We start from the raw sequence: 26,977 nt of genomic DNA on the forward strand, positions 1-26,977 counted from the left end.
GAGTAGGACACCGCCGGACACCAATTCACGATGGCCACCCAGAAATGGGTGGCCATCGCTGTTTAACCAGAGGTTCTCCAGGAGAGCCGCTAGCCGCTCGACGCGGCGCCGTGAGGAGTGACGATGTCCGAGGACCGCACGTCCGGAAGCGAGAGCGTCGAGCTCGGCGATCGTCTCGACGACATCGAGCAGTCGCCCTTGGCATCGCGGGCAGCCGCCTACGCGGAACTGCAGGAGCAGCTTCGGATCCGGCTCGAGGGTGGTGACTCCGCTCGATGACCGACTCCGAGGACCAGCGGCTCGATACCGCACTCGCCACGCGAGGCATCGCCCGCTCCCGAGTGCATGCTGCGCGCATGATCGCCGACGGCGTCGTCACTGTGGACGGTGCGCCGGCGCTCAAACCGTCGATCCGAGTGCGGCCCGAGCAGGAGGTCGCCGTCGCCTCGCTGGACCACTACGTCAGCCGGGCGGCCCACAAGCTCATCGCCGCCCTGGACGCCTTCCCCACTGTGCGAGTCGACGGCGCGAATGCCCTGGATGTCGGCGCCTCCACGGGCGGGTTCTCCCAGGTCCTCCTGGAGCGTGGAGTCGCGACGGTGATCGCGCTCGATGTCGGACACGGGCAGCTGGCTCCTCGGATCCGCTCCGAGGAGCGAGTGCGCGTCGTCGAGGGCTTCAACGCTCGGGAGATGACGGCGACCTCGCTCGCAGCGGCCTCCGGAACGGATGTCGTGCCGGACCTCGTCGTCGCGGACGTCTCCTTCATCTCCCTGTCGATGGTGCTGCCGGCCGTCGCCGCGTCCGTCACGCCGACCGCCGATTTCGTCGTGCTGGTCAAGCCGCAGTTCGAGGTGGGCCGCCTCGGCATCAAGGAGGGGATCGTTCGCGATCCGGAGCTCCGGCGCGAGGCACTCTCCGACGTGCTCTGGTCCGCCTGGGACGCGGGACTCGGAGTGGGCGGTCTGATCGCCTCGCCGCTCCCGGGTGGCGCTGGGAATCAGGAGTATCTGGTGCACCTCCACCGCGACCGCGGAACGATTCCGACAGAATGGAGGGACGCGGTCACCGCGCTCACCCTCGGGTGACGCGATCGTGTCCGCCGCCGTCGATCGACCCGAAGGACACCCACTCGATGCAGTCCCCTCCTGGCGAGCGCAACATCCTCGTCATCGCCCACACCGGACGGGCGGACTCCCTCGAAGCGGCGATCCTCGTGGTCGGACGCCTCCGCGGGTCCGGAGCCCGGCCCGTGCTCTGCGCCGACGACAAGGGCGACATCGTCCGCACCGCGCCCGAGCTCAGCGACGTGGCCGTCCTCGGTACCGACGTCACGCTGGAAGAGATCGAGCTGGTCTTCGTGCTCGGCGGGGACGGCACCATCCTGCGCGCGGCCGAGATCGTCCGGACCGGCACGGCTCCGCTGCTCGGAGTGAACCTCGGCCATGTCGGCTTCCTCGCCGAGAGCGAGCGCGACGACCTCGACGACGCGGTCGCGCGCGCGCTCGACGGCGACTACGCCGTGGAGGAGCGGATGACGCTGCAGGTGCGCGTCAAGATCGACGACGCCGTCGTCTACGAGACCTGGGCTCTCAACGAGGCGACCGTCGAGAAGGGCAGCCGCGAGCGGATGCTCGAGGTGATGGTCGGGGTCGACGGTCGTCCCCTCTCCAGCTTCGGCTGCGACGGCATCGTCGTCTCGACGCCCACCGGCTCGACCGCCTACGCCTTCTCCGGCGGCGGTCCCGTCGTCTGGCCCACGCTCGAGGCGATGCTGCTCGTGCCGCTCAGCGCGCACGCCCTGTTCGCCCGCCCGCTCGTCGTGGGGCCGGACTCCAGCCTCGCCGTCGAGGTGAAGGAGCGCACCGACGGCGTCGGCGTGCTCTGGGCCGACGGCCGGCGCACCTACGAGCTGCCGCCCGGGGCGCGGGTGGTCTACCGCCGCTCGCCCGTGCCGGTGCGCTTCGCGCGCCTGCACGACGCCCCGTTCACCGATCGCCTCGTGCAGAAGTTCGGTCTCCCCATCCGCGGATGGCGGGGGTCGGCGGAGACGGAGTAGCCGCATGCTCGAGGAGTTGCAGATCCGCGACCTCGGTGTCATCGCCGAGGCGACCCTCCCGCTCGGACCGGGATTCACCGCCGTCACCGGTGAGACCGGTGCCGGCAAGACCATGGTCGTGACCGCCCTGGGCCTCGTGCTCGGCGCGCGCTCCGACGCGTCCGCCGTCCGCTCCGGCAGCAAGCAGGCCTGGGTGTCGGGTCGCTGGCTGGTGCCCGAGGAGGGTGCGGTCGCGGACCGCGTCCACGACGCAGGTGGCGACCTCGACGGCCCCGAGCTGCTGCTCGCCCGCTCGGTCTCGGCCGAGGGGCGCGGCCGCGCCGTCGTCGGCGGCCGCAGTGCCCCGGTCAGCGTGCTCAGCGAGCTCGCCGATCAGCTCGTCGTGGTGCACGGGCAGTCGGACCAGATCCGGCTCCGCTCGGCGGCCGCGCAGCGCGACGCGCTCGACCGCTTCGGCGGACCCGAGCTGGGGGAGGCCCTGCGCGACTACGCGAGCGCCTTCGAGCGCTGGCGGGCCAACCGCGAGGAGCTCGACGAGCTGACCACGGCGCGCGAGTCGCGGGCACGCGAGGCGGAGCGACTCCGCAGCGCCCTCGCCGAGATCGAGGTGGTCGCCCCCCAGCGCGGCGAGGACGTCGAGCTCTCGACGCAGTCCGAGCGGCTCGGCAGCATCGAGCAGCTGCGCATCGCCGCGGGGGAGGCCCGCGAGGCCGTGTCCTCGGAGGAGCTCGATGGCCGCGACGCCCTCGGTCTCGTCGAGATCGCCCGCCGGGTGCTCGAGCGCGCGGCGGAGCACGACGCGGCGCTCGAGCCGCTGACCCAGACCCTCGGCGAGGCGTCGGTCCTGCTCGGCGACGTCGCGGCCGGCCTCTCCTCCTACCTCGCCGAGCTCGACCTCGACGGCGCGCACGACCTCGAGCTGATCGAGAACCGCCGGGCGGAGCTCTCCGCGCTCGCGCGCACCTACGGACCGACTCTCGACGACGTGCTCGACCTCGTCGACTCCTCCGGGCTGCGGCTGCTCGAGCTCGACGGCGACGACGAGCGGATCGCAGCCCTCGAGGCCGACACCGCCGCCGACGCCGATCTGGTCGAGCGGCTCGCCGACCGGCTGACCGAGCTGCGCACCGCGGCCGCCGCCGAGCTGGGCGCGCGGGTGAGCGACGAGCTGACCGCGCTGGCCATGGCCGACGCGCGCCTGCACGTGCAGGTCGGCAGCGCGAGCGAGCCGACGGTGCACGGGCGCGACACGGTCGAGATGCTGCTGCAGCCGCACACCGGCGCCACTCCGCGCGCGCTCGCGAAGGGCGCCTCCGGGGGAGAGCTCTCGCGGGTGATGCTCGCGATCGAGGTGGTCGTGGCGGCGAACGATCCGGTGCCGACGTTCGTCTTCGACGAGGTCGATGCGGGCGTCGGCGGTGCGGCGGCGATCGAGATCGGGCGCCGGCTGGCGCGCCTGGCAGAGACCTCGCAGGTCATCGTGGTGACGCACCTGGCCCAGGTCGCGGCCTTCGCGACCAACCACCTCCGGGTCGAGAAGGGCTCGGACGGCTCGGTCACCTCGAGTGCGGTGACCCAGCTGGACGCGGAGGAGCGGGTGTCCGAGATGGCGCGCCTGCTGTCCGGGCTGACCGACTCCGAGAACGCGCTGGCGCACGCGCGCGAGCTGCTCGAGTCGAGCCGGCGGCGCTGACGACGCGCGGTGCGCCGCCCCCCGACCGGTGCGAAATCGGCGGGGGCGGCGCCCGGACCCGGTTCTGCTGTTACGGTGGAACCCCGTGGTGGACAATTCGAACTCGGGCCTTTCCTCTTCCTCTTCCGACACTTCTGCGGCCGGGCGCGACACCGCCCCCGCGAAGGTCACGAAGCACATCTTCGTCACGGGCGGGGTCGTCTCCTCGCTCGGCAAGGGCCTGACGGCCGCCAGCCTCGGCAACCTGCTCACCGCGCGCGGACTGCGCGTCGTGATGCAGAAGCTCGACCCGTACCTCAACGTGGATCCCGGGACGATGAACCCGTTCCAGCACGGCGAGGTCTTCGTGACCGACGACGGCGCCGAGACCGACCTCGACATCGGGCACTACGAGCGCTTCCTCGACATCAACCTCAACCAGGCGGCGAACGTCACCACCGGTCAGATCTACTCCCGGGTGATCGCCCGCGAGCGGGCCGGCGAGTACCTCGGCGACACGGTCCAGGTCATCCCGCACATCACCGACGAGATCAAGCGCCGCATGCGCCTGCAGGCCGAGGACGACCCGCAGCCCGACGTGATCATCACCGAGATCGGCGGCACCGTCGGCGACATCGAGTCGCAGCCCTTCATCGAGTCGGCCCGCCAGGTGCGCCACGAGCTCGGCCGCCGCAACGTCTTCTTCGTGCACGTCTCGCTCGTGCCGTTCATGGACGCCTCCGGCGAGCAGAAGACCAAGCCGACCCAGCACTCCGTCGCCGCGCTGCGCTCGATCGGCATCCAGCCGGACGCGCTCGTGCTGCGCAGCGACCGGCCGGTGTCGGAGTCGAACAAGCGCAAGATCGCGCTGATGTGCGACGTGGACGAGCAGGCCGTCGTCAACGCGAAGGACGTCGCCTCGATCTACGAGATCCCCTCGATGCTCAACGAGCAGGGGCTCGACTCGTACATCATCGACCAGCTCGACCTGTCGGCCGGCGAGGTCGTCTGGGACGGCTGGTCGCAGCTGCTCGAGGCCGTGCACGAGCCCAAGCACGAGGTGACCATCGGCCTGGTCGGCAAGTACATCGACCTGCCGGACGCGTACCTCTCGGTCACCGAGGCGCTGCGCGCCGGCGGCTTCGCGCAGCAGACCAAGGTCGTCCTGCGCTGGATCGCGTCCGACGGACTCGAGGACCCGGAGGCGGCCGCGAAGGCGCTCTCCGAGCTCGACGGCATCTGCGTCCCCGGCGGCTTCGGCATCCGCGGCATCGAGGGCAAGCTCGGCGCGCTGCGCTTCGCCCGCGAGAACGGCATCCCCACCCTGGGCCTGTGCCTGGGGCTCCAGTGCATGGTGATCGAGTACGCACGCAACGAGGCCGGACTCGAGGGCGCGTCGTCCTCCGAGTTCGACCCGGAGACCGAGTTCCCCGTCATCGCGACGATGGCCGAGCAGGTCGAGATCCTCGCCGCCGGCGACATGGGCGGCACGATGCGCCTGGGCCTCTACACGGCGGACCTCGCCGAGGGCTCGATCGTCGCAGAGGTCTACGGAGCGCCGCAGGCGGCGGAGCGCCACCGCCACCGCTACGAGGTGAACAACGGCTACCGCGACCGGATCGCCGAGGCCGGCCTGTGGTTCTCGGGGACGTCCCCGGACGGCAGCCTCGTCGAGTACGTCGAGCTGCCGCGCGAGAAGCACCCGTTCTACGTGGGCACGCAGGCGCACCCCGAGCTGCGCTCGCGGCCGAACAACGCGCACCCGCTCTTCAAGGGGCTCGTGACCGCGGCGCTCGAGCGCCAGGAGGCGTCGCGGCTGTTCCCGGCGTCGGAGGCCGGCTCCGATGACTGACGCGACCGACTCCGTGCCCTCGGACGCGCCGGCCTCCGACTTCCTGCTCTCGGACGAGCTCGTCGAGCCCGAGATCCTCACCAGCGAGCGCGTCTTCGACGGCATGGTCTGGGGCGTCCGCGCCGAGACCTTCCGCTACGGCGACGGCGAGCTGCGCCGCGAGTTCCTCGACCACACCGGCGCCGTCGCGGTGCTCGCGCTGGACGACGAGGACCGCGTCGCGCTGATCAAGCAGTACCGCCACCCCGTGCGCACCCGCGAGTGGGAGATCCCGGCGGGCCTCCTCGACATCGAGGGGGAGGACGCCCTCCTCGCCGCGCAGCGCGAGCTGGGGGAGGAGACCGACCTGCGGGCCGGCCGCTGGGACCTGCTCTCGGAGTTCGCGACCTCGCCCGGCGGCAGCGACGAGGTGATCCGCATCTACCTGGCGCGCGATCTCTCCGCCACCGACGCCGCCTTCGAGCGCGAGGCGGAGGAGGCCGACATGGAGCTGCGCTGGGTCGCGCTCGACGAGGCGGTCGACGCCGTGCTCGCACGGCGGGTGCAGAACCCGTCGCTGTGCCTCGCGGTGCTCGCGGCGCACGCCTTCCGCGCGCGCGGCTGGGCCGGGCTGGGCGACGCCTCCTCGCCGTGGACGCGGCACCCGCGGGTCCGCCGGGGGTGACTCCGCCCGCGATCGCCGACGCCTTCCTCCGGCAGGCGAGCGTCGAGCGCGGACTCTCGGCGCACACGATCGCGGCGTACCGGCGCGATCTGGGGCTGTACCTCGGCTGGCTCGAGGAGCGCGGCGTCACCGATCTCGCAACGCTCCGGCGCTCGGACGTGGGGGACTTCGCCTCCTGGCTCGCGGCGCGGGCCGAGCGGCCGCTTGCGGCGAGCTCGCGGGCGCGCATCCTCTCGAGCGTGCGCGGGCTGCACCGCTTCGCGCTGGAGGAGGGGCACGTCGCCGACGACGTCGCCCACGATGTGCTGCCGCCGAAGCTGCCGATGACGCTGCCCAAGGCGATCACGGTCGAGCAGATGGCGTCGCTGCTCGAGGCGGCCCGGGGTGAGGAGCTGTCGGAGCTGCGCGACCGGGCGCTGCTGGAGCTGCTCTACGCCACCGGGGCGCGCATCTCGGAGGCGGTGGACCTGAGTGTCGACGACGTCTTCGACTCGGAGGTCGTGCGGCTGACCGGCAAGGGCTCGAAGCAGCGGATGGTGCCGCTCGGGAGCTTCGCGCGCGAGGCGGTGCAGGACTACCTGGTGCGGGCGCGGCCCGAGCTGTCGCGGCGCGGGCGGGCGACGCCGGCGCTGTTCCTCGGCGTGCGCGGGAGCCGGCTGTCGCGGCAGAGCGCGTGGCTGGTGATCCGCGCGGTCGCCGAGAAGGCGGGGCTGGATCGCGAGATCTCGCCGCACACGTTCCGGCACTCCTTCGCGACGCACCTGCTCGCGGGCGGGGCGGACGTGCGGGTGGTGCAGGAGCTGCTGGGGCACGCCTCGGTGGCGACGACGCAGATCTACACGCTGGTGACGGCGGACACGCTGCGCGACGTGTACACGACGGCGCACCCGCGGGCGCGGCGCTGAGGGGGCGGGGCGCATCATGCTGATCGAGTAGTCCGCGGAGCGGGCGTATCGAGATCCGGCTGCTCCGGAACGGTGGGGCCGAGGGGCCGGCGTGTTCACGACGGCGGGTCTCGATACGCCGCTTCGCGGCTGCTCGACCAGCACGGGTCGGGAGCGGTCTCCTCGAGATCGGCGGACGCCGGGGCGGCGGCGGGGACGACGACGAGGTCGCCGGTACACTCGACGGAGGCCGCGCGGGAGCGCACGCCGACACGGGAAGCGAGGCGACGCAGGTGACACGCAAGACGGACGACAAGGCCGAGCTCACCGGTCTCGAAGCCCCGACGCTCGGCCCGACCGGCCGGCCCCTGCGCGACTTCCCGCTCCCGGTCGAGCTGACCGGGCACGGGCCCGCGCGCATCATCTCGCTCTGCAACCAGAAGGGCGGCGTCGGCAAGACGACGACGACCATCAACCTGGGCGCGACGCTCGCCGAGTACGGCCGCCGCGTGCTGGCCATCGACTTCGACCCGCAGGGCGCGCTGTCCGCCGGTCTCGGCGTCGCCACCTACGACGCGATCACGATCTACGACCTGCTGCTCGGCACCGTCAAGGACCCGAGCGAGGCGATCCGCCCGACCCGCGTCCCCGGCCTCGACATCATCCCCGCGAACATCGACCTGTCGGCCGCGGAGGTGCACCTCGTCAACGAGGTCGCCCGCGAGACGATCCTCGCCCGCGTGCTGCGCAAGGTCAGCGCCGAGTACGACGTGATCCTGATCGACTGCCAGCCGTCGCTGGGCCTGCTCACCGTGAACGCGCTCACCGCGAGCCACGGCGTGCTCATCCCGCTCGAGTGCGAGTTCTTCGCCCTGCGCGGCGTCGCGCTGCTGATCGAGACGATCGACAAGGTCCGCGACCGGCTGAACCCGGTCATCGAGCTCGACGGCATCCTGCCGACCATGTACGACTCGCGCACGCTGCACTCGCGCGAGGTGCTCGACCGGGTGGTCGACGCCTTCGGCGACAGCGTGCTCGAGACCGTGATCGGGCGCACGGTGAAGTTCCCCGACGCGAGCGTGTCGGGGGTGCCGATCACCACGTTCGCGCCGGAGCACAACGCGGCGAAGGCGTACCGCAAGCTCGCCAGGGAGCTGATCTCGCGTGGCGCGGTCGCCTGAGGCGCTCCTGCTCGACCAGGAGGCGGACACCGCCCCCGTCTCCCGCGGCTTCACCGTCGCGCTGTCGAACTTCGAGGGGCCCTTCGACCTCCTGCTGAGCCTGATCGCGAAGCAGCAGGTCGACATCACCGAGATCGCGCTGAGCGCGGTGACGGACGAGTTCCTCTCCTACCTGCACGGCATCGACACGGCCGAGGGGCTCGACCGCGCCTCCGAGTTCCTGGTCGTCGCGGCGACCCTGCTCGATCTCAAGATCGCCGGGCTCCTGCCGCAGGGCGAGCTGGTCGACGCGGAGGACGCGGCGATGCTCGAGGCGCGCGACCTGCTCTTCGCCCGGCTCCTGCAGTACCGCGCCTTCAAGCAGGTGTCGGCGTGGTTCGCCGAGCGGATCGACGCCGAGACCGGCCGGCACGTGCGCCAGGTGCCGCTCGAGGAGGAGTTCCGCGCGAAGAAGCCGGAGCTGGTCTGGACGCTCTCGCCCGAGGACTTCGCGGCGCTGGCCGACTTCGCGCTCGCGCCGCGCGAGATCCCGACCGTCGGGCTCGACCACCTGCACGCGCCGCTGATCAGCATCCGCGAGCAGGCCGCGTACATCGTGGCCGTGCTGCGCGAGCGGACGACGGCGACCTTCCGCGAGCTCGTCGCCGATGCGGACGAGAAGGGCGTGATCGTGGCGCGCTTCATCGCCGTGCTCGAGCTCTACCGGCACGCCGCGATCGCGTTCGAGCAGCCGGAGCCGCTCGGCGAGCTGACCCTGCAGTGGGTGGCCGAGAACTGGTCGGACGCGAGCCTCGCGCACCTGGGGGCCGACTATGACCAGTGAGCCCACGAGCACCGACTCCGCGGCCGTCGCCGGTCCCGGGACCGTTGCGTTCGAGATCGACCGCGCCGTCGAGGCGATCCTGATGATCGCGGACGAGCCGCAGTCGCTCGCCGCGCTCGCCACGGCGCTCTCGCGGCCGATCCCGGTCGTCCGGCAGTCGGTCGAGCGGCTCGCCGCGGACTTCGACGGCACGGACGGCGGCATCCGCCGCGGCTTCGAGCTGCGCGAGGTCGGCGGGGGCTGGCGGGTCTACGTGCGCCGCGAGTACGACTCCGTCGTCTCGGACTTCGTGCTGACCCAGAACCCGACCAAGCTGTCGCAGGCGGCCCTCGAGACGCTCGCGGTCATCGCCTACAAGCAGCCGATCTCCCGCGGCCAGGTCGCGCAGATCCGCGCGGTCAACGTCGACTCCGTCGCGCGCACCCTCCTCGGCCGCGGCCTGATCGCGGAGGTCGGCAGCGACCCCGAGACCGGCGCGGTCCTCTACGGCACCACCGAGCAGCTGCTCGTCCATCTCGGCCTCGCCTCGCTCGACGAGCTGCCGAAGATCTCCCCCCTACTGAGCGACGGACGGAACGGATTCGATGAGCGCGGCTGACTTGCCCGAGGGCGAACGACTGCAGAAGGTCCTCGCGGCCGCGGGGGTCGCCTCCCGCCGCGTCGTCGAGGAGATGATCGTCGCGCGGCGGATCCGCGTGAACGGCGAGGTGGCGAGCGAGCTCGGCCGCCGCATCGACCCGGAGAACGACCGGATCGAGGTGGACGGCGTCGCCGTGCAGCTGGACACCTCGCGCCGCTACGTGATGCTGAACAAGCCGGTCGGCGTGGTCAGCTCGCTCTCCGACGAGAACGGCCGGCCCGACCTCCGGACCTACACGCAGAACTTCGAGGAGCGGCTGTTCAACGTCGGCCGTCTCGACTCCGAGACCTCGGGGCTCCTGGTGCTGACCAACGACGGCGAGCTGGCGCACGTGCTCGCGCATCCGTCGTTCGGGGTGACGAAGACCTACATCGCGAAGGTGCACGGGCAGGTGCTGCCGCAGACGATCGCGGCGCTGACCGCCGGCGTCGAGCTGGAGGACGGCACGGTCGCGGCCGACAAGGCGCGGCTGCTCGGCCGGCCGGAGGGGCGCTCGAACGCGTCGCTCGTCGAGATCACGCTGCACTCCGGGCGCAACCGCGTCGTCCGGCGGATGATGGCGGCCGTCGGGCACCCGGTGCTCGAGCTGGTGCGCCGGCAGTTCGGCCCGCTGCACCTGGGCTCGCTGCGGTCCGGCGACCTACGCGACCTGACCCGCGACGAGCTGGGTGCGCTGCTGACCATCTCGCGCCAGGGCGGCGAGGCGCCGGTGGCGAAGCCGGAGCCGACACGCCAGGCGAGCGCGGGCGCGCGGCGGCCGCGGCCGCAGACCGCGGACGACCGGGGGACCGAGGGGCGCGGAGAGCGGCGGACCGAGGAGCGCTCGGTGCGGCGCTCGGAGGAGCGGCCCGTGCGGCGGTCCGAGGAGCGGCCGGAGCGCCGGTCGGAGGACCGCCCCGTGCGCCGGTCGAACGAACGGCCCGAGCGCCGTTCGGACGATCGCCCGGTCCGTCGCTCCGAGGAGCGGCCCGAGCGTCGCGCCGACGACCGCGGCGAGCGTCGCTCGGACGAGCGCCGTCGCGACGAGCGGCCGCGCGAGCGCCCCTCCGATGCGCTGCGCGCCGACGACCGCGCGACGCCGCCGCAGGACCGGCGACGCCCCTCCGCGAACGGTGCCGAGCGGCCCGACTCCGGTGTGCGGCGCAGCGGCCAGGACAAGCGGCGTCGGCCTGATCGGTAGGCTGTCGGGGTGAACGAGCTCCTGCACCCCGCCCCGCCCGCGATGCGGACGACGGGGACGGTGCGGGTGGTCGGCTCCGGCCTGCTCGGCGCGTCGATCGGCCTGGGCCTCGCCTCGCGCGGGGTCGACGTCGTCCTCGACGACGCCTCGCCCGCCAGCCTCTCGCTCGCCATCGACTACGGGGCCGGCCGCGCCGCCTCCGCGGGCGACCGGCCCGTGCTGATCGTGGTCTGCGTGCCGCCGGACGTCGTCGCCGGCGTCGTCGAGCGCGAGCTCGCCGCGTTCCCCGAGGCGGTCGTCACCGACGTGGCGAGCGTCAAGATGCAGCCGCTGCGCGAGCTGCGCGCCCGCGGCCTCGACCTCAGCCGCTACATCGGCTCGCACCCGATGGCCGGTCGCGAGCGCGGCGGCCCGGTCGCGGCCCGCGGCGACCTCTTCGTCGGACGGCCCTGGGTGATCTGCCGCGACGGCGAGACGCCCGCGGACGCACTCGCCCGCGTCGAGGCGCTCGCGCTGGACCTCGGCGGCTCGATCATCGAGATGGGCCCGGAGGAGCACGACCGCTCGGTCGGCCTCGTCTCGCACGCGCCCCAGGTGATCTCCTCCCTGCTCGGGCAGCGGCTCGTCGACGCGCCGAACGACGCCCTGCGGCTCGCGGGCCAGGGAGTCCGTGACGTCTCGCGGCTCGCCGCCTCCGCCCCGGAGCTGTGGGTGCAGATCCTCGGCGCGAACCGCGAGCACGTGGTCGCCGTGCTCGACGCCTTCCGTGACGACGTCGCCGCGGTCGCCGACGCCCTGCGCGACCTCGACGCCCCGGGTGCCCGCCGCCTGCTCGCCGAGCACCTCGCCGCGGGCAACGCCGGCGTCGCCCGCCTGCCCGGCAAGCACGGCCAGGACCAGCGCTTCTCCACCCTGATCGTCCTCGTCGACGACACCCCGGGCACTCTCGCCCGGCTGTTCGTCGAGATCGGCGAGGCCGGGGTCAACCTGGAGGACGTGCGCCTCGAGCATGCGGAGGGGCGCCGCGTGGGCCTCGCCGAGATCTCGGTGGTGCCGGAGGCCGTCGGCCCGCTGACCGAGGAACTGACCGCACGCGGCTGGAGGATCGCCGGATGAGCACGGAGCAGAACAGGCAGGAGGGCGGTCTGAACCGGATGACGCCCGCCCGCCGCGCGCAGCAGAGCATCCCGGAGGACGGGGGAGCGGCGCCCGAGCGCGCGAGCGGCTCGCACACCGACGACGTGCCCGACTTCGGCGACGCGGTCGTCGTCGCGATCGACGGACCGGCCGGCAGCGGCAAGTCGAGCGTCTCGCGCGAGGCGGCCCGACGGCTCGACTTCGAGTTCCTCGACACCGGCGCCGCGTACCGCGCGCTCGCCTGGCACGGCCTCGACACCGGGCTCGACTTCGCCGACGAGAACGCGATCGTCGACGCGCTCGACGGCTTCGACTACTCCATCGGCACCGACCCCGAGTCCTACTCGGTCTGGGTCGGCCGGACCGAGGTCACGGCCGCGATCCGGGAGCCCCGGGTGACCGGTCATGTCTCGGCCGTGGCGAAGGTCCCGGAGGTGCGCCGGCGGATCACGCTGCTGTTCCGCCGCATCATCGGCGAGACCCGGAAGGCCGGCATCATCGTCGAGGGGCGCGACATCACGACGGTCGTGGCGCCGACCGCCGGGGTGCGGATCCTCCTGACGGCGAGCGAAGAGGCTAGGATGGCGAGGCGTTCGCGCGAAGTCACCACGCAATCCGCTGAAGCGACGGGTCAGGCACTGCGGTCCAGGGACCGCGCCGACTCCCAGGTGGTGGACTTCATGAACGCCGCAGACGGAGTCACTCTTCTCGACTCCACTCACCTCGACTTCGAGCAGACCGTCGATGCGGTCATCGCCGAGGTCCGAACTTCGAGAGCAAGGGCCGGTCATGGCACAGGACACGCACGTCGGTGACGACGAGCTGAACTTCGGAGACGACGACCTCGTCGAGCGCCTCGGCGACCTCGACGAGCAGCTCGCCTCCTCGCGCGCCCAGGCGCTGCGCAGCGGACTCGAGGACTACGACCTCGACGAGGAGGACCGCGACCTCCTCGAGTACGCCAGCGAGGACCCCGACGAGATCCGCTACCTCCCGGCGCTGCCGGTCGTGGCGATCGTCGGCCGGCCCAACGTGGGCAAGTCGGCGCTGGTCAACCGCATCCTCGGCCGCCGCGAGGCCGTCGTCGAGGACACCCCCGGCGTCACCCGCGACCGCGTCTCGTACAAGGCCGACTGGCTCGACCGCCAGTTCACCGTCGTCGACACCGGCGGCTGGGAGCCCGACGCCCGCGGCATCGACGCCTCCGTCGCGATGCAGGCTGAGATCGCGATCGACCTTGCCGACGCCGTCATCTTCGTGGTCGACGCGAACGTCGGCGCGACCGCGACCGACGAGCACGTCGTGAAGCTGCTCCGCAAGACCAGGAAGCCCGTGTTCCTCGCGGCCAACAAGGTCGACGACGTGCGCCAGGAGCCGAACGCCGCCTCACTGTGGTCGCTCGGCCTCGGTGAGCCCCACCCCGTCTCGGCCGTGCACGGCCGCGGCGTCGCCGACCTGCTCGAGACGGTGCTGGAGAAGCTGCCGCTCGAGTCGCTCGTCGCCAAGCGCGAGGTCGGCGGCCCGCGCCGCGTCGCCATCCTCGGCCGCCCGAACGTCGGCAAGTCCAGCCTGCTGAACAAGGCCGCGGGGGAGGAGCGGGTCGTCGTCAACGAGCTGGCCGGCACCACCCGTGACCCGGTCGACGAGCAGGTCGAGATCGCCGGCAAGATCTGGCGCTTCGTCGACACGGCGGGCATCCGCCGCCGCGTGCACCTGCAGCAGGGCGCCGACTTCTACGCGTCGCTGCGCACCTCGACCGCGCTCGAGAAGGCGGAGGTCGCGGTCGTCGTGATCGACGTCTCCGAGCCGATCTCGGAGCAGGACGTCCGCATCATCGACCTGGTGCTCGAGTCGGGCCGCGCGCTCGTGCTCGCCTTCAACAAGTGGGACCTCCTCGACGACGAGCGCCGCCGCTACCTCGAGCGCGAGATCGAGAAGGACCTCGCGCACGTGGCGTGGGCTCCGCGCGTGAACATCTCGGCGAAGACCGGGCGTCACCTCGAGAAGCTGGTGCCCGCGCTCGAGCTCGCCCTCGAGTCCTGGGACACCCGCATCCCGACCGGCAAGTTCAACGCGTTCCTCGCCGAGCTCACCGCGGCGCACCCGCACCCCCTGCGCGGCGGCAAGCAGCCCCGCGTGCTGTTCGGCACCCAGGCGTCCTCGCGCCCGCCGACATTCGTGCTGTTCACCACCGGCTTCCTCGACCCGGGCTACCGGCGCTACATCGCGCGCCGCCTGCGCGAGATCTACGGCTTCCAGGGCTCGCCGGTGAACGTCAACATGCGCGTGCGGGAGAAGCGCGCGCGCTGACACGTTCTGTCACGGCGGCTCCGGCTCGTCGTTCTGCGTGCCGGAGCATGCTGATCGAGTAGTCCGCGGAGCGGGCGTATCGAGATCCACCCCCGCCCGCGCATCCGGCGATCGATGGTCAGGAACGGTCGTGCTCCGCGCGCCGACCCGACCACTCGTGACGGATCGATGCCCGCGGGCGTCAGTCCTGCGTGGCGAACGGCCACCAGGACGGCAGCAGCCGCCGGTACGCCGCGAGGTAGGTCTCGGGAGTGCGCGGCTCGGGGAGCCGCAGCCACGCCTCCATCAGGCCGGTCGAACCGGCGGCGAGGAAGGAGGCGGTGCCGTCCGCGAGGAACGCGGTGATGTCGTCGCCGTCGGGCAGCTGCAGCGTCCCGGTCTCGAGCGTCGCGAGGACGGCCGCGCGGAAGTGCAGCGCGAGCATCGCCCGGACACCCGAGTCGCCGCCGGGAGCATCGAACGCCCGCAGGTAGAGGTCGCGGCGCGTCTCGAGGTGAGCGAGGATCCGCGCGGTGCCCTGGCGGATGGTCGCGTCGGTCGCCGCGCCGGTGCGGAGGGTGGAGAGATACTCGTCGCGGATCGCGTCGAGCTCGTCGGCGAGTGCCGCACAGAGCAGCTCGGCGGCCGAGGTCGCGTGCGCGTAGAAGGTGGAGCGATTGACGCCGGCACGATCGGTGATCTCGGAGACCGTGAGGCTGGAGACGTCCCTGGCAGTCGCCAGATCGATGATGGCTCGGTGCAGGGCCACCTGCGATCGCTTCTGCCGCGCGTCCACTGCTGCTGCCTCCTGTAGGGCGCGCGCTCCGGTCCGCCCGGCGCGCACCGCCTCAGCGATTCTACGGGCGCCGAGCGTCGGTCGTTTTCACTCTCGGCCCCGCGATCCGCTAAGGTAGTCGAGTTGCCCGGGCCTCGGTCCGGACTGCCACGGGCTGTGGCGCAGCTTGGTAGCGCACTTGACTGGGGGTCAAGGGGTCGCAGGTTCAAATCCTGTCAGCCCGACAGAAAGCCCTGATGGGATGTCCGATCGCGGACAGCACTCGTCAGGGCTTCGTCGTTTCTGGCGCCGCTGTGCGCGCGTGCCGAGCCGCTCAGCGCAGCAGCTCCGCGACCTCCGCGAAGGCCGCCTCGCGGCGAGCCACCCGCGCCGCCCGCTCGATCGGGTCCTTCGTGAAGAGGGCCTGCTGCGAGGGGTGGAACGTGCGCACAACGGCCAGGCCGCGCTCGCGCTCGATGCCCGGGTGCAGCCGGAGCAGGCGGCGCCAGCCGTGGTCGGCGTCGGCGCCCTGCAGCAGGACGACGTCGATGCTCGGTGCGAGGTCGAGCAGGTGCAGGACGGTCGGGATCCCCGCGTCGAGCTGCTCCGCGGTCGGCGCCTTGCCGATGTACCAGGGGTAGGCGTTCCAGGGCAGGAGATCGAACGGCGACAGTCCGACGTCCATGAGGAGGCGCGACATCAGCTCGGCGGAGCCGTCGTCGTTCTCCGTGCAGAGGAACCCGCTGCCCGCGCCGTCCCGAGTGCCGGGGCCCGGGTCGCGGAGGATGCTCAGCACCCGCGCCTCGGTGCCGCCGTGCAGGGTAGCGACGTAGGGGAGCCAGCCGCGGTCGTACGGATTCCGCAGCTCGTCGATCCAGCGGTTGATCGGGGCGACGTGGGGCGCGTAGCGCTGCTCCCACTGCTGCCGGCGGAAGTCGAGGTCGGCCATGGCACGGGGCATGACTGCACCCTAGACCCCGGGTGCGCGTGACGATCGGGCAGGTCTGGCGGACTCGAGGACGGCCCAGGCAAGACCGGAGGAGAGCAGGCAGGAGATCAGCAGTGCGGCGGAGAGAGTCACCAGGACACGGAGTGCGTCGTTCTCCTGGCCGTGGAGCGCAAGGCTGGAGGCGGCGCCGGCCACCGGCAGCATGGTGAGCGCGACCGCCGCGACCACCCGACCGAGAAGCAGATCCGAGAAGGCGCGTGATCCGATCCCCGCGAGCGCAGCGCTCGTGCAGCAGAGCGCGAGAGGAAGGACTGCGAGCAGACCCCAGCCGATCCCGTGCAAGTACACCGAGGCCCAGAGAACGACGGCGGGCAGCGACACGGCCGACGAGAGGAGGGCGTGAAGCCCGACACCGGCGAATCCGGCTCGGGCGATCGAGACGTCGGAGAGCGGAAGGTGCTGGTGGTCGAGGTCCTGCGCGGTCGCCTGAGACGGACCCGGAAGCGCGAGGATCAGCACGAGGAGAAGTCCGCCCAGCGGCATCGGCACGCTGTCCCGCAGCAGGCTGGAGAGCACCGCCACGGCGAGGAGGGCGAGCGCAGTGCGGGGCTCCTGCCAGCGCCGGCGCCGAGTCTGTGCCAGGTGGCACACGAGGACCGCGCCGACCGCGGAGTCGGGCCATCGCGTCCATGAGGGACGGCCGACGGCGTAGCCCCGGCCGGAAAGAGTCCGGTTCGACTCGCCGGAGAGGACTCGGGTGAGCTGGTTCGCGAGGATGCTCTCCTCGACCGCGGGTTCGACGAAGATTCCGGCTCGCCGGACGAGCAGAACGACGGCGATGCTCGACAGCAGGAGGACGCCGATGGTGGCGGAGGCGTGCGCGAGTCCGCTCGCCTCGGGCGCGAGGATCACCTCGAAGAAGAGCCCGGCGGCGCTCATCGCGGCCGACCCGATGGAGTCCTCGCCCACGAGCAGCGACTGCACCCCGAGGGCGATCCAGACCGCGCCTGCGGCGAGGACGCAGGTCAGCGCGTAACGGCGCCGATCAGGCCGGATGATTCTTCCGAGGAGGTGGCTGGTCAGGGACGTCGCCCGAACCAGGAGGAGGACGGCCGTCATCGCGCACCCCGAGAGCACGCCCCACGCGACCGGCTCGCCACGGAGAAGCAGCGCCGTCGCCGACGCCGCGGAGGTACTGGCGAACGCGATCGCCGCGGTCGCGACCGCATGCACCACCACGACGATGCGCGGACCACTCGGGCTCTGCAGCACCCAGGACACGTCCGCGGGCTGCAACCGCAGCGGCGAACCCCGCTGCGCTGTCAGTGACACCACGATCAGAGAGAGACCGAGGACGAATCCCGCGATCCGCGTGGGGGGCGACTCCGTCGGAGAGCCGCCGGCCCCACCCCGAACCAGGAGCCAGACGCCGCTCGACGCAGCGATCACGAGGACGACGATCGCGAGGGGATTCGTCACGAGGGCCGTGGTGCTGCGGATGCGGATGCGCAGGTAGGCCCGGGAGAGAGCGAGCGCTCCTGCAAGGGGAAGACGCCGCGTTCGTTCAGTGGTCGTCATCGCGAAGAGCTCCCACAACACGGAGATAGACGTCCTCCAGAGGCGGCTGCCCCTCGAGATCGTCGCGCCCGAGACGCGCAATGTGCGCGATCCTCCCGGCGTGCAGGATCACCGCTCGATCGGCGATGCGCTCCAGCTCGGTCAACCCGTGCATGGAGAGCAGCACGCCGCAGCCTTCCTCGGCCAGCCGCCGGACCTCGTTCCGGAGCTCGCGCACCGAGACGGCATCGAGGCCGTTGAACGGCTCGTCCAGCAGGAGGAGCCCGGCGCCCTTCAGCAGCGCAAGAACGAGAGCGAGCTTGCGGCGCATCCCCTGCGAGAGCTGATGGGGGAGGAGGTCCTGCTTGTCGCTCAGTCCGTAGCGCTCCAGGAGCGACGGTCCGAGCGACTCGTTCCGGGGTGAGCCGCTCAGCCGCTCGATCAGCCGGACGTGCTCCACAACGCTCAGACCCGGGTACAGGTCCGGCTCCTCCGGCATGAGGCTGAGGGCTCGTCGAGCCCCCGTCGTGCCGATTGCGTGACCGAGGACGAGCGCACTGCCCCGCGAGGGCTCGTACAGTCCGGCGAGGGTGCGCATGAGGGTGGTCTTCCCGGCGCCGTTGGGTCCGACGAGTCCGACCACCTCGCCGGCGTCGATCGTGAAGGAGACGTCGCGGAGCACGTCCACCGCGCCCATCGTCTTGCCGAGCCCCTGGACCTCGAGGATCGTGCGATGTGTGCCGCCGTCAGTCATCAGCGGCCAGCCATTGCCCGAGGTCGCCGCCGGAACGTTCGACCGGCTCACGCAGCGGGTCGAGCCCTCCCTCCGCCAGAATCGACCGGAGCATCGACCGGATGTCCGGCGATCCGCTCGCTGCGGCCTTTTCGACGGCCCGGCGGACAGCGTCGTCGTAGTGCACCCGCCGACGAGGGAGGAGCCGATCGCGGACGGGTCGCCGTACCGCCGCTGCTCCCCAGCCGCGTGCGTTGCCGAAGGCCTGCACCGCGAGGGCGGTGCTGTTTTGGATCCCGGTCGTCGTCGCCGCGGCGAACGCCACGTGCACCACAGACACAGCCACTCCCTCCTGCTGCGCTGCTCCCTCGGCGACAGCCATCACTGCCCGGAACTCTGCGATGCGATCCATTCGCTTCACCTTTCATGATCTGTGGACGGATTCCTGCCGGCGGTCAGCTCTCTATTGGACGTGCGGGGCCACGGCGCAGACGCGGCGAGGACGCGATACATCCGCTCGACCGGGCCGCTCAGACCGCGCCTAGCGAGGACCTGACAGGCGAGGACGAGTGTCCCGTGGGTCACCAGAGCGATGACCATCGACAGGGCGAAAGGCACACGCGAGTAAAGGGCCAGCCCGTACGCCAGCCCCGCGCAGAGGACGCTCGTCGAGAAGTAGATCGAGAGCGAGTATCGGCCCGCGACCGCGAACCACGTCAAGGTACGGATACGCGCCAGCCGGCTTTCGTTGCGCGAGAGGAGAAGGTAGATCACGACGGCGAGAGCAGGAGGCGCGGCGACCTGACAGCAGGCTGCAAGAGCGCTCAGCAGCCCCGTGTCCGTGGGGAGGAAGAGCTGGATGGAGAGCTGAAAGGCGTAGGCCCCCAGGGCGATGGCGCTGCTCAGGCCGAGAGCGGCCCGCGCGAAGCGGCCGTGAAGGCCGTCTTCTCTGCGCAATCGGGCGAGGGCGATGCCCACGAGGAAGAGTCCGGCGAGTTGAACTCCGCCGATCAGCGCGAAATCCTCCGCGTACGTCACCCAATCGACGAGGCGTTGCCCGCTGACGGCGTCGAAGTCCTGCGAGGTGTAGGCCGAGAGGGCTCGGTCGCCCAGAGACTCGTACATCGAGGCGGCGCTGCTCAGCGCATCGGTAATCTCAGGTCGAACGACGCCTCCGCGGGCGAAGGCGTCGGCGACAGTCAGGATGAGTGGAAGCAGCGTGATGGAGATTCCGATCGCCAACTGTGCTCGCGGTGGCCGGTGCCGGAACTGCAGCGCGACCAAGCCGGCCAGCAGGTAGTAGAAGAGCACGTCGCCCCACCAGACGAGCAGGCCGTGCAGGAGACCCAGCATGCCGAGCACGACGAGCCGTCGCGCCGTGCGCCGATGGCCGCCGGGTCTCTGCAGGAGATCCGCCAGGCCCGGTCCCATAGCGAGCACGAACATCCCCATCCCCGTCATCGTCGGCACGGCGAGGAAGACCGCGACGGCGAGATCATCCGTGAGGTCTCCGGTGAAGGGGGTCCGTCCGGCGACGAGCTGGTAGCGGATCGGAGTGAGGATCAGCGGAACGTTCGTGAGGACGACGAGGAGGGTGCCGAATCCACGCAGCAGGTCGGGCGTCAGCAGCCGCTCCGCCTGCTCGCCGCGAGAATCGATTTCCCGGTCAGTCATGATCGCGCTGGACGCTCGCGAGTCGACCCAGTTGGACGATCAGTCTGCGAAGCCCGTGCTTGCTGACGCCGGATTGAGCGCGGCCCGTGAGGTCGGTGGCGGCGACCGGCTCCTCCGACACGAAGACGAAACCGTCTGACTCGAGGAGGGTGACGCACCGCCGAATCGCCGGTCTCGCCAGCATGTCCTCGTTGAGTGCCGGCACGAGACCGACGGGCGCGTTCACGTTCGCGAGTGTGAGCGTCAGCAGAGTTCCGGTGGAGCCATGGGCCAGTGCGCTCAGGGTGTTGGCGGTCGCCGGTGCGACGAGGGCGGCATCGCAGTGCGAAGCGAGCCATCGGTGCGCGGGCTCTCCGCGAGTGAGGGCGAACGTTTCGACGAACACCTCGGCGTGGAGGAGCGATCCGACCGTCGTCGGTGACACCAGGAGGCAAGCCGACGGAGTCATCACCACGCTGTAGCTGCCGACGAGCGAGCCTCGCGCGGCCGCCAGCACAGGCAGGACCGAGAGGACCGCCGGAGAACCTGACACGCCGAGCAGCAGGCGGTCGACGCTAGCCATGGCGACCCTCCCGAAGAAGGAGATGCGGATGATCCGGGTCGAAGCCTCGTCGGGAGAACTCCGAGCGGAGTGCCTCACGCAGCGCGGCCTCGCCGACGTCGGGGTGCGCGTGCAGTGCCGTCGCCGCGCAGGCGGCACGGGATTCGCCTGCGCTGACACCCGCAGCTCCTTCCATCCAGGCGCTCCCACCCGGACCGGCCTCGGCGAAGAGGGACCGTCGACACGATCTGTCGGTGTAACGGTCGAACTCACAGTCCGCGATCATCCGAAGAGCCGGATCTCGATCGCTGTCCGCGAGGAAGATCGTGAACGAGTCCGGCCGCGGGTACTCGCCCCGCTCCGCGAGGACTTTGACGACATAGCCAGAGGAGACCGCTGGTAGTCGAGACGCCAGAATCCTGCCCACGGTGTGCACGTGCTCCTCGGCGATCGCCAGATAGATACGAGTTCCCGTCCTCGGCGGGTCGTTCTCGCTCAGGAGGGCTGCAAATCCAGGGGTGTAACTGTCCCGCACGGCAGGAAGCCTCAGCGAGCCGTCTCGCTGGACCTGCTCGAGTCCGATGGAGAGTTGCAGTCCGTTGCGGACGAAGACCGGTGCCTCGCGCTCCGGAGCGGGGAGGCGAACCCAGCCGGGCTCGCGCCGCGTGACCATTCCAAACACCGCTTCCGAGGCGAAGGTGGGACCGGTGTCCGAGGGGGACTCGAACCGTTGACGTCGCCTGAGGTGCACCAGCTGGTAGATGGACTCCGTCAGGCGGGACTCCTCATGGATCGGGAGATGTGCGCGATTCTGCAGCAGCTCGGACACGAGATGGTCAATCACGGGTCCGCTCCCGATTCCGCTGCCAGAGGTACGACGCGTCCAGACCGAGCGGACGCAGAAGCGTCGACGGGTTCATGAGGATCATGCAGCCGAGAAGGGCGTAGAGGCGGCCCTGACGGGTCTCGCCGTGAAGCAGCTGGGCCAGCGCTCCCGATCGGTGGAGGAGGTGTACGCCCGCATGACTGGCCAGGAGCGAGAGATGCTCCTCCGGGTCTCGTATCGGGCTCCCGGAGAGCCGGGCAGTCGCTCCGTACCCGGCTACGACTGCTTGCACCTGGTCCGAGCAAGAGGAGGCGGCTCTCTCGATGAGCTGCGATGCACGCTCGTCGTCCTCCTGCGGCCGTGCTGAGGCAGCTCGCTCGATCATCGAGCCGACCAGCGTGCCGAGGTCGAAGAGCGGATCGCCGATCCTGGCCAATTCGAAGTCGATCAGCCTGGGCCTGCCTGGCGGGTCGAGTAGGACGTTGTCCAGACGGAGATCCCCGTGGATCAGGCAGCTCGGCGGCGTCGATGCCAATTCTTCCAGGCGCACACCGACCTGTTCGTCCGCCTGGATGAGGCTCATCGTCCGGAGCTGACCGGGCGTCGCTCGAACGAGCTCCCGCGGAGTGATGGGCTCGGCGCTCGGAATCAGATCGCGGTACTCGCCGAGAAGGCGTCCGGCCCAGGCGGGCCAGATGCTCGAGCTGAGATGCAGATGAGCGAGGGTCGAGCCCACTCGAGCCCACTCCTGGGGCTCCTCCGAGACCTGTTGCCACCCCTCGCGGGCGGTCTTCCCCGGCAGGTGTTCGAGGACCAGCACGTCGTGCTCCCGATCATGAAGGATGCACCGGGGAGCGATGTCGGCGACTCCCAGCTCCTTCAGCAGCTGGTAGGTCAGACCTTCGGAGAGGAGCGCGCCGTCTCCTGCCTCCGTTCTCTTCCGTCCCCGCTTGAGAACCAGTTCGCGCCCGCCGGGTACACGGGCGAGAACCAGGTCGTTCCGCTGCTGGGCGAGCGGGGTCGAAGGAGCGCCGTCGGCACCGATACCGGCGAGGTACTCCGCCCACGAGAACGGCGATCCTTCGACCACGGGTCTTCCTCTCTCTGACTGCGCTTCGACTACGGGTGACTTGCGGCGGCGGTCTCGGTGAGGGCCTTCAGCACTTGAGCAGCCACGTCGCGCACTTCAGAACCACGGTGGTGCGGATGATGATTCCGCCCATCTCCGGCGCGATGTAGTCGTCGCCGAGCATCGCCTCGATCCGGGCCTCGAACGCGTCGACATCGTCGCTCAGGGATCGACCGTGCTCCGCGACGGCCACATCGGCGGCACGCCGAATGAAGTCGAGGTAGTCGCGCTCCTCAGGAGCGAGGGAGTCACGGAACTCATGGAACGAGGCGGTGAATCGCGCGAGACGGCTGCTCTCGGGATCACAGAGCACTTGCAGCTCTGCTTCGAGGTCGATCGTGTCGAGTACTGCGGACATGGGCTTCTCCTTCTTCGAGCCGGTACACGTAGCGGTCGGCTACGTCACGGGAAGAGTAGAAGCGCTGCCTCGGCCTGAAAAGAGGTTTGCTCGCCTTGGCGCGTGATGATCGCTTTCCACGCCGGTCGGGCGCGGCACGTCGCGTCGGGTCGGCGCGGAACCCCTTCGAAGAGGAGTCCAGGCCTAGCGCCCGAGCTTCGCGTGGGAGCGGGAGTAGGCGAAGTAGATCGCGAAGCCGATGGCCAGCCAGATCAGGAAGCGCAGCCAGGTCTCGATGGAGAGGTTGAGCATCAGGTAGGTGCAGATCAGGGCGGAGAGGCCGGGGAGCCAGGGGTTGAGCGGGACGCGGAAGCCGCGCTTGAGCTCGGGGCGCTTGCGGCGGAGGACGATGACGCCGACGGAGACCAGGACGAAGGCGGAGAGGGTGCCGATGTTGACCATCTCCTCGAGGACACCGATCGGGGTGAGGCCGGCCAGCAGGGCGACGATGATCGTGACGACGACGGAGGTGACCCACGGGGTGCGCAGGCGCGGGTGCACCTTCGCGAGGCGCTGGGGGAGCAGGCCGTCGCGCGACATCGCGAAGATGATGCGGGTGGCTCCGATGAGCAGGGTCAGCACGACGGTGGTGAGCCCGGCGACGGCGCCGGCGGAGATGACGGTCGCCATCCAGGTCTGGCCGTGGTACGCGAAGGCGTTCGCCAGGGCGGCGGACGGGTCGAGCTCGCGGTAGGGGACCATGCCGGTGACGACGAGGGCGACGGCGCAGTAGAGCACCGTGCAGATGATCAGCGAGGCGATGATGCCGATGGGCATGTCGCGCTGCGGGTTGCGGGTCTCCTCGGCGGTGGTCGCGACGACGTCGAAGCCGATGTAGGCGAAGAAGACCAGCGAGGCGCCGGCGATGATGCCGCCGACTCCGAAGGTCGCCGGCTCGATGCCGGAGAGGAACTGCAGCAGCGGCTGGGCGAGGCCGGACGCGGCCTGCGACGCCTCCGCGGGCGGGATGAACGGCGAGTAGTTGCCGACGTTGATGAACTGCAGCCCGGCGATGATGACGAACAGCACGATGAAGAGCTTCACGGCGACCAGCACCAGATTGACGCGCAGCGACTCCTTGATGCCGAAGGTCATCAGGGCGCCCAGCACGAGCACGAGCAGGATCGCGGGGACGTCGACGACGCCGCCGTAGGAGATCGCCTCCGGCAGGACGATGCCGAGCTGCCCGAGGAAGGAGCCGAGATAGGCGCTCCAGCCCTGGGCGACCACGCTCGCGCCGAGGAACAGCTCGAGGATGAGGTCCCAGCCGATGATCCAGGCGAAGAGCTCGCCGAGCGAGGCGTAGGAGAACGTGTAGGCGGAGCCGGAGACCGGCACCGTGGAGGCGAACTCCGCGTAGCACATGGCCGCGAGCGCGCAGGCGAAGGCGGCGACGACGAAGCTCAGCACGATCGCGGGGCCGGCGATGTCGTGCGCGGCGCGGCCGGTGAGCGTGAAGATGCCGGCGCCGATCACGACGCCGACGCCGAAGACGGTGAGGTCGAGGGCGCTCAGCGACTTCTTGAGGCGGGTCTCGGGCTCGTCGGTGTCGGCGATGGACTGCTCGACGGACTTGGTGCGGAGGAGGCTCACGGTGGTTCTCTCTGGTGAGGTGACGCGGTGTGCAGCGATTCGCGACGCGACGGCACTCCGGGAGGATAGCGGCGCGGCGGACATCGGCGGCGCGGCGTGCCGATCGCTGAGGCCGCGGACCTGGAGGGACGGCCGCCGCGAGGGCTACCCTTCGACGCATGCACCGGATCTTCACGACGAGCGTCGCCTCCGTGTACCCGCACTACGTGGCGAAGGCCGAGCGGAAGGGGCGGACGAGGGCCGAGGTCGACGAGGTGATCGTGTGGCTGACCGGCTTCTCGGACGAGGAGCTGCACCGCCACGTCGAGGCTGGGACGACCTTCGAGGACTTCTTCGCCGCGGCGCCCATGAATCCGAGCGCGGTTCTGATCACAGGGGTCGTCTGCGGCGTGCGCGTCGAGAGCGTCGAGGATCCGCTGATGCAGCGGATCCGCTGGCTGGACAAGCTGGTCGACGAGCTGGCGAAGGGCAAGGCGATGACGAAGGTGCTGCGCGGCTGACGTCGCCGCTGCTCGCGGCGCGGTCACTCTCCGGCGGCCCGGCTCCTGCCACTGCCCGCACTCTCGACCGTGCTTCCGTCGGCGCCCTTGCTCCGATCGGGGCCCGGCCGACCCGACGTCGGCGCGCCGGTGGGCGGCCCGCGACGACGGCGGACGGCCACCACCAGGAGCGCGACCACGGCGACGACGGCGAGCCAGGGCAGGAGGAAGCCGAGGCCGATGAGGGCGCCGTTCGCGGCGACGACCAGACCGTTCCAGCCCGCGAGGAGGCCGTCGAGGAAGCCGGTGGGCTCGGCGGTGACGGGCGACGACCCCGGAAGGACGGTGACCGCGAGGGTCGCCAGCGACACCTGGCCCTCGAGGGCGGCGAGCTGCTCCTGGGAGGACTCGAGCGAGGCCTGGCGATCGGCGAGGGCGGACTCCGCGGCGAGGAGGTCCGCGAGGCTGCCGGCCTGGGCGATCAGCTCGGTCAGCCGGTCGACGGAGGCCTGGGCGGCGTCGACCCGCGCGCGGAGGTCGATCGCCTGGGTGGTCACGTCGCGCCGGTCGATCGACGAGCCGGTCACCGTGCCGAGGGCCGCCAGCGACTCTCGAGCGTCGGCGAGCCGGTCGGCGGGGACCCGGATCGAGACGCTCCCCGCGCCCTCCGGCAGGGGCGCGTACTGCGACGGGTCGAGCGCGGGATCGGTTCCGGCCGCCGATTCGAGGGTGCTGGAGCTGATGCTGGAGCTCTCGACGTAGCCGCCGAGCTCGGCGGCGGTCGCGCTGAGCGCCGCGATCGCATCGGCGACGGAGTCTGCCTCGAGCGTCGCGTTCGCCGTGGACACGACCTCCCGGCCGGTCCCCTCCGCGGACGCGTCGCCGGGCGCTTCCGCCGCGCCCGGTGCCGAGCCGTCGACGAACTGCGGTGCGGACTCCGCTCCCGACTGCCCGAAGTCGAGACCGCCTGCCTCGCTCGAGGACCCTGCCGCGCTCGAAGCGGACCCCACTCCGGCACCGCCTCCAACCAGGGGGCCGACGACGACGGCGATCACGAGGAGGCCCGCGGCGACACTCCCGATCGCGGCGACGCGTCGGCGACGGGTTCCCCGCTCGCGGCGGGCGGCTGCGACGGCGCGGAAGACGCGCGCCTCGAGTGCCGACACGCGGTCGTCGTCGAGATCGTCGAGATCGTCGAGCTCGGGCGCCGGCGGATCGGAGGGTCGGCGCTCGGGGGCCGGGAGCTCGTCGCTGCGCACTTCGGTGGGTTCGGTCATGACGTCTCGGCTCCTCGGAAGTCGTCGACCACGAGTCGGAGGCGTCGACGGACACGCGACAGGCGGTTGCGGACGGTGGCGTGCGAGACGCCCAGGGTGACGGCGGCCTCCTCGTACCCGCGCCCCTCGGTGGCGCAGAGGCGGAAGATCGCGCGGTCGAGCTCGGCGAGCCCGGCCGTCTCGCGGAGGATCGCCTCGGCGAGTGCGGCGGTGACGATCTGCTGCTCGAGGTCGTGCGGCGAGGGCGTCTGGTCGTCGGCCTCGACGGTCCGCTCCCGGTCGCGGAGGCGGGAGCGGAGGCGGTTGGCCGCCTGGAAGCGGCAGATCGTCGCGAGCCAGGGGAGGAGGGAATCGCTCACCAGCTCGAGCCCGCCGAGTCGACTCCAGGCGAGGACGAAGGTCTCCTGCGCGACGTCCTCGGCGTCCCGGGGGTCGCGGAGGATCCCGTGCGCGAGCCAGTAGACCGGGCGGACGTAGGCGCGATAGAGCGAGCGGAAGGCGAGCTCGCTGCCGGCCGCCGCGCGGCGGACGAGTTCCGCGTCGGTCTCCTCCGGCGGCAGCTCCGACGGCGGCTCTCGCGGCGGCTCGGACGGCCTCGCCGACTTCTGCGCGGCCGTCGTTCCCCCGACAGACGTGCTCTCCTGAGTGGGCGTCATTCGCGGACCT

27 protein-coding genes, 1 tRNA gene and 1 pseudogene are annotated in these 26,977 nt (G+C 71.2%); 16 read left to right on the forward strand and 13 right to left on the reverse strand.

Features of this window, described 5'->3' with window-relative positions; genetic code table 11:
- Nucleotides 1-123: 123 nt before the first annotated feature.
- The 14 genes and pseudogenes from MT350_RS14505 (at nucleotide 124) to der (ending at nucleotide 14,402) form a co-directional block, all read left to right on the forward strand.
- Nucleotides 124-279: a hypothetical protein gene (locus MT350_RS14505; protein ID WP_165909240.1), complete on the forward strand. Its 156-nt coding sequence runs from the start codon at nucleotides 124-126 to the stop codon at nucleotides 277-279.
- Nucleotides 276-1,088, forward strand: a complete 813-nt coding sequence (locus MT350_RS14510; RefSeq protein WP_243599802.1) for a TlyA family RNA methyltransferase — start codon at nucleotides 276-278, stop codon at nucleotides 1,086-1,088. The genes MT350_RS14505 and MT350_RS14510 overlap by 4 nt, the downstream gene beginning before the upstream one ends.
- Before the next feature lie 47 nt (nucleotides 1,089-1,135).
- Nucleotides 1,136-2,059 carry an NAD kinase gene (locus MT350_RS14515; protein ID WP_243616222.1) on the forward strand — a complete coding sequence of 308 codons (924 nt, stop codon included), beginning with the start codon at nucleotides 1,136-1,138 and terminating at the stop codon, nucleotides 2,057-2,059.
- A gap of 4 nt (nucleotides 2,060-2,063) precedes the next feature.
- Nucleotides 2,064-3,752: a DNA repair protein RecN gene (gene recN, locus MT350_RS14520; RefSeq protein ID WP_123446036.1), complete on the forward strand. Its 1,689-nt coding sequence runs from the start codon at nucleotides 2,064-2,066 to the stop codon at nucleotides 3,750-3,752.
- 67 nt (nucleotides 3,753-3,819) lie between these two features.
- On the forward strand, nucleotides 3,820-5,583 hold the full coding sequence (locus MT350_RS14525) for a CTP synthase (protein ID WP_279396484.1): 1,764 nt from the start codon (nucleotides 3,820-3,822) through the stop codon (nucleotides 5,581-5,583).
- The gene (locus tag MT350_RS14530) at nucleotides 5,576-6,247 is read left to right on the forward strand and encodes an NUDIX hydrolase (RefSeq protein ID WP_243599804.1); all 672 of its coding nucleotides are present in this window, start codon (nucleotides 5,576-5,578) and stop codon (nucleotides 6,245-6,247) included. The genes MT350_RS14525 and MT350_RS14530 overlap by 8 nt, the downstream gene beginning before the upstream one ends.
- On the forward strand, nucleotides 6,244-7,152 hold the full coding sequence (gene xerD, locus MT350_RS14535) for a site-specific tyrosine recombinase XerD (protein WP_159422428.1): 909 nt from the start codon (nucleotides 6,244-6,246) through the stop codon (nucleotides 7,150-7,152). The genes MT350_RS14530 and xerD overlap by 4 nt, the downstream gene beginning before the upstream one ends.
- A gap of 272 nt (nucleotides 7,153-7,424) precedes the next feature.
- A complete protein-coding gene (locus tag MT350_RS14540) occupies nucleotides 7,425-8,312 on the forward strand; it encodes a ParA family protein (RefSeq protein WP_243599805.1) in 888 nt (295 codons plus the stop codon).
- Nucleotides 8,296-9,135, forward strand: coding sequence for a ScpA family protein (locus MT350_RS14545; protein ID WP_243599806.1), 840 nt, complete (start codon nucleotides 8,296-8,298; stop codon nucleotides 9,133-9,135). Before MT350_RS14540 ends, MT350_RS14545 begins: the two co-directional genes overlap by 17 nt.
- Nucleotides 9,125-9,733: an SMC-Scp complex subunit ScpB gene (gene scpB / locus MT350_RS14550; protein ID WP_243599807.1), complete on the forward strand. Its 609-nt coding sequence runs from the start codon at nucleotides 9,125-9,127 to the stop codon at nucleotides 9,731-9,733. Before MT350_RS14545 ends, scpB begins: the two co-directional genes overlap by 11 nt.
- Nucleotides 9,720-10,496, forward strand: a pseudogene (locus tag MT350_RS14555) (pseudouridine synthase); the annotation flags it as partial. The gene scpB and the pseudogene MT350_RS14555, both read left to right, overlap by 14 nt.
- A gap of 501 nt (nucleotides 10,497-10,997) precedes the next feature.
- A complete protein-coding gene (locus MT350_RS14560) occupies nucleotides 10,998-12,071 on the forward strand; it encodes a prephenate dehydrogenase (protein ID WP_243600272.1) in 1,074 nt (357 codons plus the stop codon).
- Nucleotides 12,068-12,907, forward strand: coding sequence for a (d)CMP kinase (gene cmk, locus MT350_RS14565; protein WP_243616223.1), 840 nt, complete (start codon nucleotides 12,068-12,070; stop codon nucleotides 12,905-12,907). Before MT350_RS14560 ends, cmk begins: the two co-directional genes overlap by 4 nt.
- Nucleotides 12,882-14,402: a ribosome biogenesis GTPase Der gene (gene der / locus MT350_RS14570; RefSeq protein ID WP_123735983.1), complete on the forward strand. Its 1,521-nt coding sequence runs from the start codon at nucleotides 12,882-12,884 to the stop codon at nucleotides 14,400-14,402. Before cmk ends, der begins: the two co-directional genes overlap by 26 nt.
- 181 nt (nucleotides 14,403-14,583) lie before the next feature.
- Here the strand turns inward: der and MT350_RS14575 are convergent, their stop codons facing one another.
- The gene (locus tag MT350_RS14575; RefSeq protein WP_243599809.1) at nucleotides 14,584-15,150 is read right to left on the reverse strand and encodes a TetR family transcriptional regulator; all 567 of its coding nucleotides are present in this window, start codon (nucleotides 15,148-15,150) and stop codon (nucleotides 14,584-14,586) included.
- Nucleotides 15,151-15,327: 177 nt separating this feature from the next.
- Here MT350_RS14575 and MT350_RS14580 point away from each other — a divergent pair.
- Nucleotides 15,328-15,401, forward strand: a tRNA-Pro gene (locus tag MT350_RS14580).
- A gap of 89 nt (nucleotides 15,402-15,490) precedes the next feature.
- Here the strand turns inward: MT350_RS14580 and MT350_RS14585 are convergent.
- The 10 genes from MT350_RS14585 to MT350_RS14630 all read right to left on the reverse strand — a co-directional run bounded on the left by MT350_RS14585 (nucleotide 15,491) and on the right by MT350_RS14630 (nucleotide 24,555).
- Nucleotides 15,491-16,117, reverse strand: coding sequence for a uracil-DNA glycosylase (locus MT350_RS14585; protein WP_243616224.1), 627 nt, complete (start codon nucleotides 16,115-16,117; stop codon nucleotides 15,491-15,493).
- Between the two features lie 9 nt (nucleotides 16,118-16,126).
- Complete coding sequence (locus MT350_RS14590; RefSeq protein ID WP_243616225.1) at nucleotides 16,127-17,377, reverse strand: hypothetical protein; 1,251 nt, start codon at nucleotides 17,375-17,377, stop codon at nucleotides 16,127-16,129.
- 292 nt (nucleotides 17,378-17,669) lie between these two features.
- Nucleotides 17,670-18,416 (reverse strand): ABC transporter ATP-binding protein, encoded by a 747-nt coding sequence (locus MT350_RS14595; RefSeq protein WP_243599812.1) that lies wholly within the window; start codon nucleotides 18,414-18,416, stop codon nucleotides 17,670-17,672.
- Nucleotides 18,409-18,807, reverse strand: a complete 399-nt coding sequence (locus MT350_RS14600; RefSeq protein WP_243599813.1) for a hypothetical protein — start codon at nucleotides 18,805-18,807, stop codon at nucleotides 18,409-18,411. Before MT350_RS14600 ends, MT350_RS14595 begins: the two co-directional genes overlap by 8 nt.
- A 5-nt stretch (nucleotides 18,808-18,812) precedes the next feature.
- Nucleotides 18,813-20,069, reverse strand: coding sequence for a DUF418 domain-containing protein (locus tag MT350_RS14605; RefSeq protein ID WP_243599814.1), 1,257 nt, complete (start codon nucleotides 20,067-20,069; stop codon nucleotides 18,813-18,815).
- A complete protein-coding gene (locus tag MT350_RS14610) occupies nucleotides 20,062-20,631 on the reverse strand; it encodes a flavoprotein (RefSeq protein WP_243616226.1) in 570 nt (189 codons plus the stop codon). The genes MT350_RS14605 and MT350_RS14610 overlap by 8 nt, the downstream gene beginning before the upstream one ends.
- Nucleotides 20,624-21,454 (reverse strand): T3SS effector HopA1 family protein, encoded by an 831-nt coding sequence (locus MT350_RS14615; RefSeq protein WP_243599816.1) that lies wholly within the window; start codon nucleotides 21,452-21,454, stop codon nucleotides 20,624-20,626. The genes MT350_RS14610 and MT350_RS14615 overlap by 8 nt, the downstream gene beginning before the upstream one ends.
- The gene (locus MT350_RS14620; RefSeq protein WP_243616227.1) at nucleotides 21,447-22,526 is read right to left on the reverse strand and encodes an aminoglycoside phosphotransferase family protein; all 1,080 of its coding nucleotides are present in this window, start codon (nucleotides 22,524-22,526) and stop codon (nucleotides 21,447-21,449) included. The genes MT350_RS14615 and MT350_RS14620 overlap by 8 nt, the downstream gene beginning before the upstream one ends.
- A gap of 67 nt (nucleotides 22,527-22,593) precedes the next feature.
- Complete coding sequence (locus MT350_RS14625) at nucleotides 22,594-22,923, reverse strand: hypothetical protein (RefSeq protein WP_243599818.1); 330 nt, start codon at nucleotides 22,921-22,923, stop codon at nucleotides 22,594-22,596.
- Between the two features lie 183 nt (nucleotides 22,924-23,106).
- The gene (locus MT350_RS14630; RefSeq protein ID WP_243599819.1) at nucleotides 23,107-24,555 is read right to left on the reverse strand and encodes an amino acid permease; all 1,449 of its coding nucleotides are present in this window, start codon (nucleotides 24,553-24,555) and stop codon (nucleotides 23,107-23,109) included.
- A 158-nt stretch (nucleotides 24,556-24,713) separates the two neighbouring features.
- Between MT350_RS14630 and MT350_RS14635 the strand changes: the two genes are divergently transcribed.
- Nucleotides 24,714-25,055 carry a DUF2200 domain-containing protein gene (locus MT350_RS14635; RefSeq protein ID WP_243599820.1) on the forward strand — a complete coding sequence of 114 codons (342 nt, stop codon included), beginning with the start codon at nucleotides 24,714-24,716 and terminating at the stop codon, nucleotides 25,053-25,055.
- A gap of 23 nt (nucleotides 25,056-25,078) precedes the next feature.
- On the opposite strand, the gene MT350_RS14640 is transcribed toward MT350_RS14635, so the two are convergent.
- Nucleotides 25,079-26,311 (reverse strand): DUF4349 domain-containing protein, encoded by a 1,233-nt coding sequence (locus MT350_RS14640; RefSeq protein WP_243599821.1) that lies wholly within the window; start codon nucleotides 26,309-26,311, stop codon nucleotides 25,079-25,081.
- Nucleotides 26,308-26,967, reverse strand: coding sequence for an RNA polymerase sigma factor (locus MT350_RS14645; protein ID WP_243599822.1), 660 nt, complete (start codon nucleotides 26,965-26,967; stop codon nucleotides 26,308-26,310). Before MT350_RS14645 ends, MT350_RS14640 begins: the two co-directional genes overlap by 4 nt.
- Between the last annotated feature and the right edge of the window lie 10 nt (nucleotides 26,968-26,977).

It is taken from the genome of Rathayibacter sp. VKM Ac-2928 (assembly GCF_022815545.1).
Classification (GTDB): Bacteria; Actinomycetota; Actinomycetes; order Actinomycetales; family Microbacteriaceae; genus Rathayibacter; species Rathayibacter festucae.

Coding starts and splice junctions, on each gene's coding strand:
- MT350_RS14510 (WP_243599802.1), top strand. CDS start 276: ATGACCGACTCCGAGGACCAGCGGCTCGATACCGCACTCGCCACGCGA.
- MT350_RS14625 (WP_243599818.1), bottom strand. CDS start 22,923: ATGTCCGCAGTACTCGACACGATCGACCTCGAAGCAGAGCTGCAAGTG.
- recN (WP_123446036.1), top strand. CDS start 2,064: ATGCTCGAGGAGTTGCAGATCCGCGACCTCGGTGTCATCGCCGAGGCG.
- der (WP_123735983.1), top strand. CDS start 12,882: ATGGCACAGGACACGCACGTCGGTGACGACGAGCTGAACTTCGGAGAC.
- MT350_RS14560 (WP_243600272.1), top strand. CDS start 10,998: ATGCGGACGACGGGGACGGTGCGGGTGGTCGGCTCCGGCCTGCTCGGC.
- scpB (WP_243599807.1), top strand. CDS start 9,125: ATGACCAGTGAGCCCACGAGCACCGACTCCGCGGCCGTCGCCGGTCCC.
- MT350_RS14505 (WP_165909240.1), top strand. CDS start 124: ATGTCCGAGGACCGCACGTCCGGAAGCGAGAGCGTCGAGCTCGGCGAT.
- MT350_RS14530 (WP_243599804.1), top strand. CDS start 5,576: ATGACTGACGCGACCGACTCCGTGCCCTCGGACGCGCCGGCCTCCGAC.
- MT350_RS14515 (WP_243616222.1), top strand. CDS start 1,136: ATGCAGTCCCCTCCTGGCGAGCGCAACATCCTCGTCATCGCCCACACC.
- cmk (WP_243616223.1), top strand. CDS start 12,068: ATGAGCACGGAGCAGAACAGGCAGGAGGGCGGTCTGAACCGGATGACG.
- MT350_RS14595 (WP_243599812.1), bottom strand. CDS start 18,416: ATGACTGACGGCGGCACACATCGCACGATCCTCGAGGTCCAGGGGCTC.
- MT350_RS14600 (WP_243599813.1), bottom strand. CDS start 18,807: ATGGATCGCATCGCAGAGTTCCGGGCAGTGATGGCTGTCGCCGAGGGA.
- MT350_RS14605 (WP_243599814.1), bottom strand. CDS start 20,069: ATGACTGACCGGGAAATCGATTCTCGCGGCGAGCAGGCGGAGCGGCTG.
- MT350_RS14640 (WP_243599821.1), bottom strand. CDS start 26,311: ATGACCGAACCCACCGAAGTGCGCAGCGACGAGCTCCCGGCCCCCGAG.
- MT350_RS14585 (WP_243616224.1), bottom strand. CDS start 16,117: ATGCCCCGTGCCATGGCCGACCTCGACTTCCGCCGGCAGCAGTGGGAG.
- MT350_RS14635 (WP_243599820.1), top strand. CDS start 24,714: ATGCACCGGATCTTCACGACGAGCGTCGCCTCCGTGTACCCGCACTAC.
- MT350_RS14645 (WP_243599822.1), bottom strand. CDS start 26,967: ATGACGCCCACTCAGGAGAGCACGTCTGTCGGGGGAACGACGGCCGCG.
- MT350_RS14610 (WP_243616226.1), bottom strand. CDS start 20,631: ATGGCTAGCGTCGACCGCCTGCTGCTCGGCGTGTCAGGTTCTCCGGCG.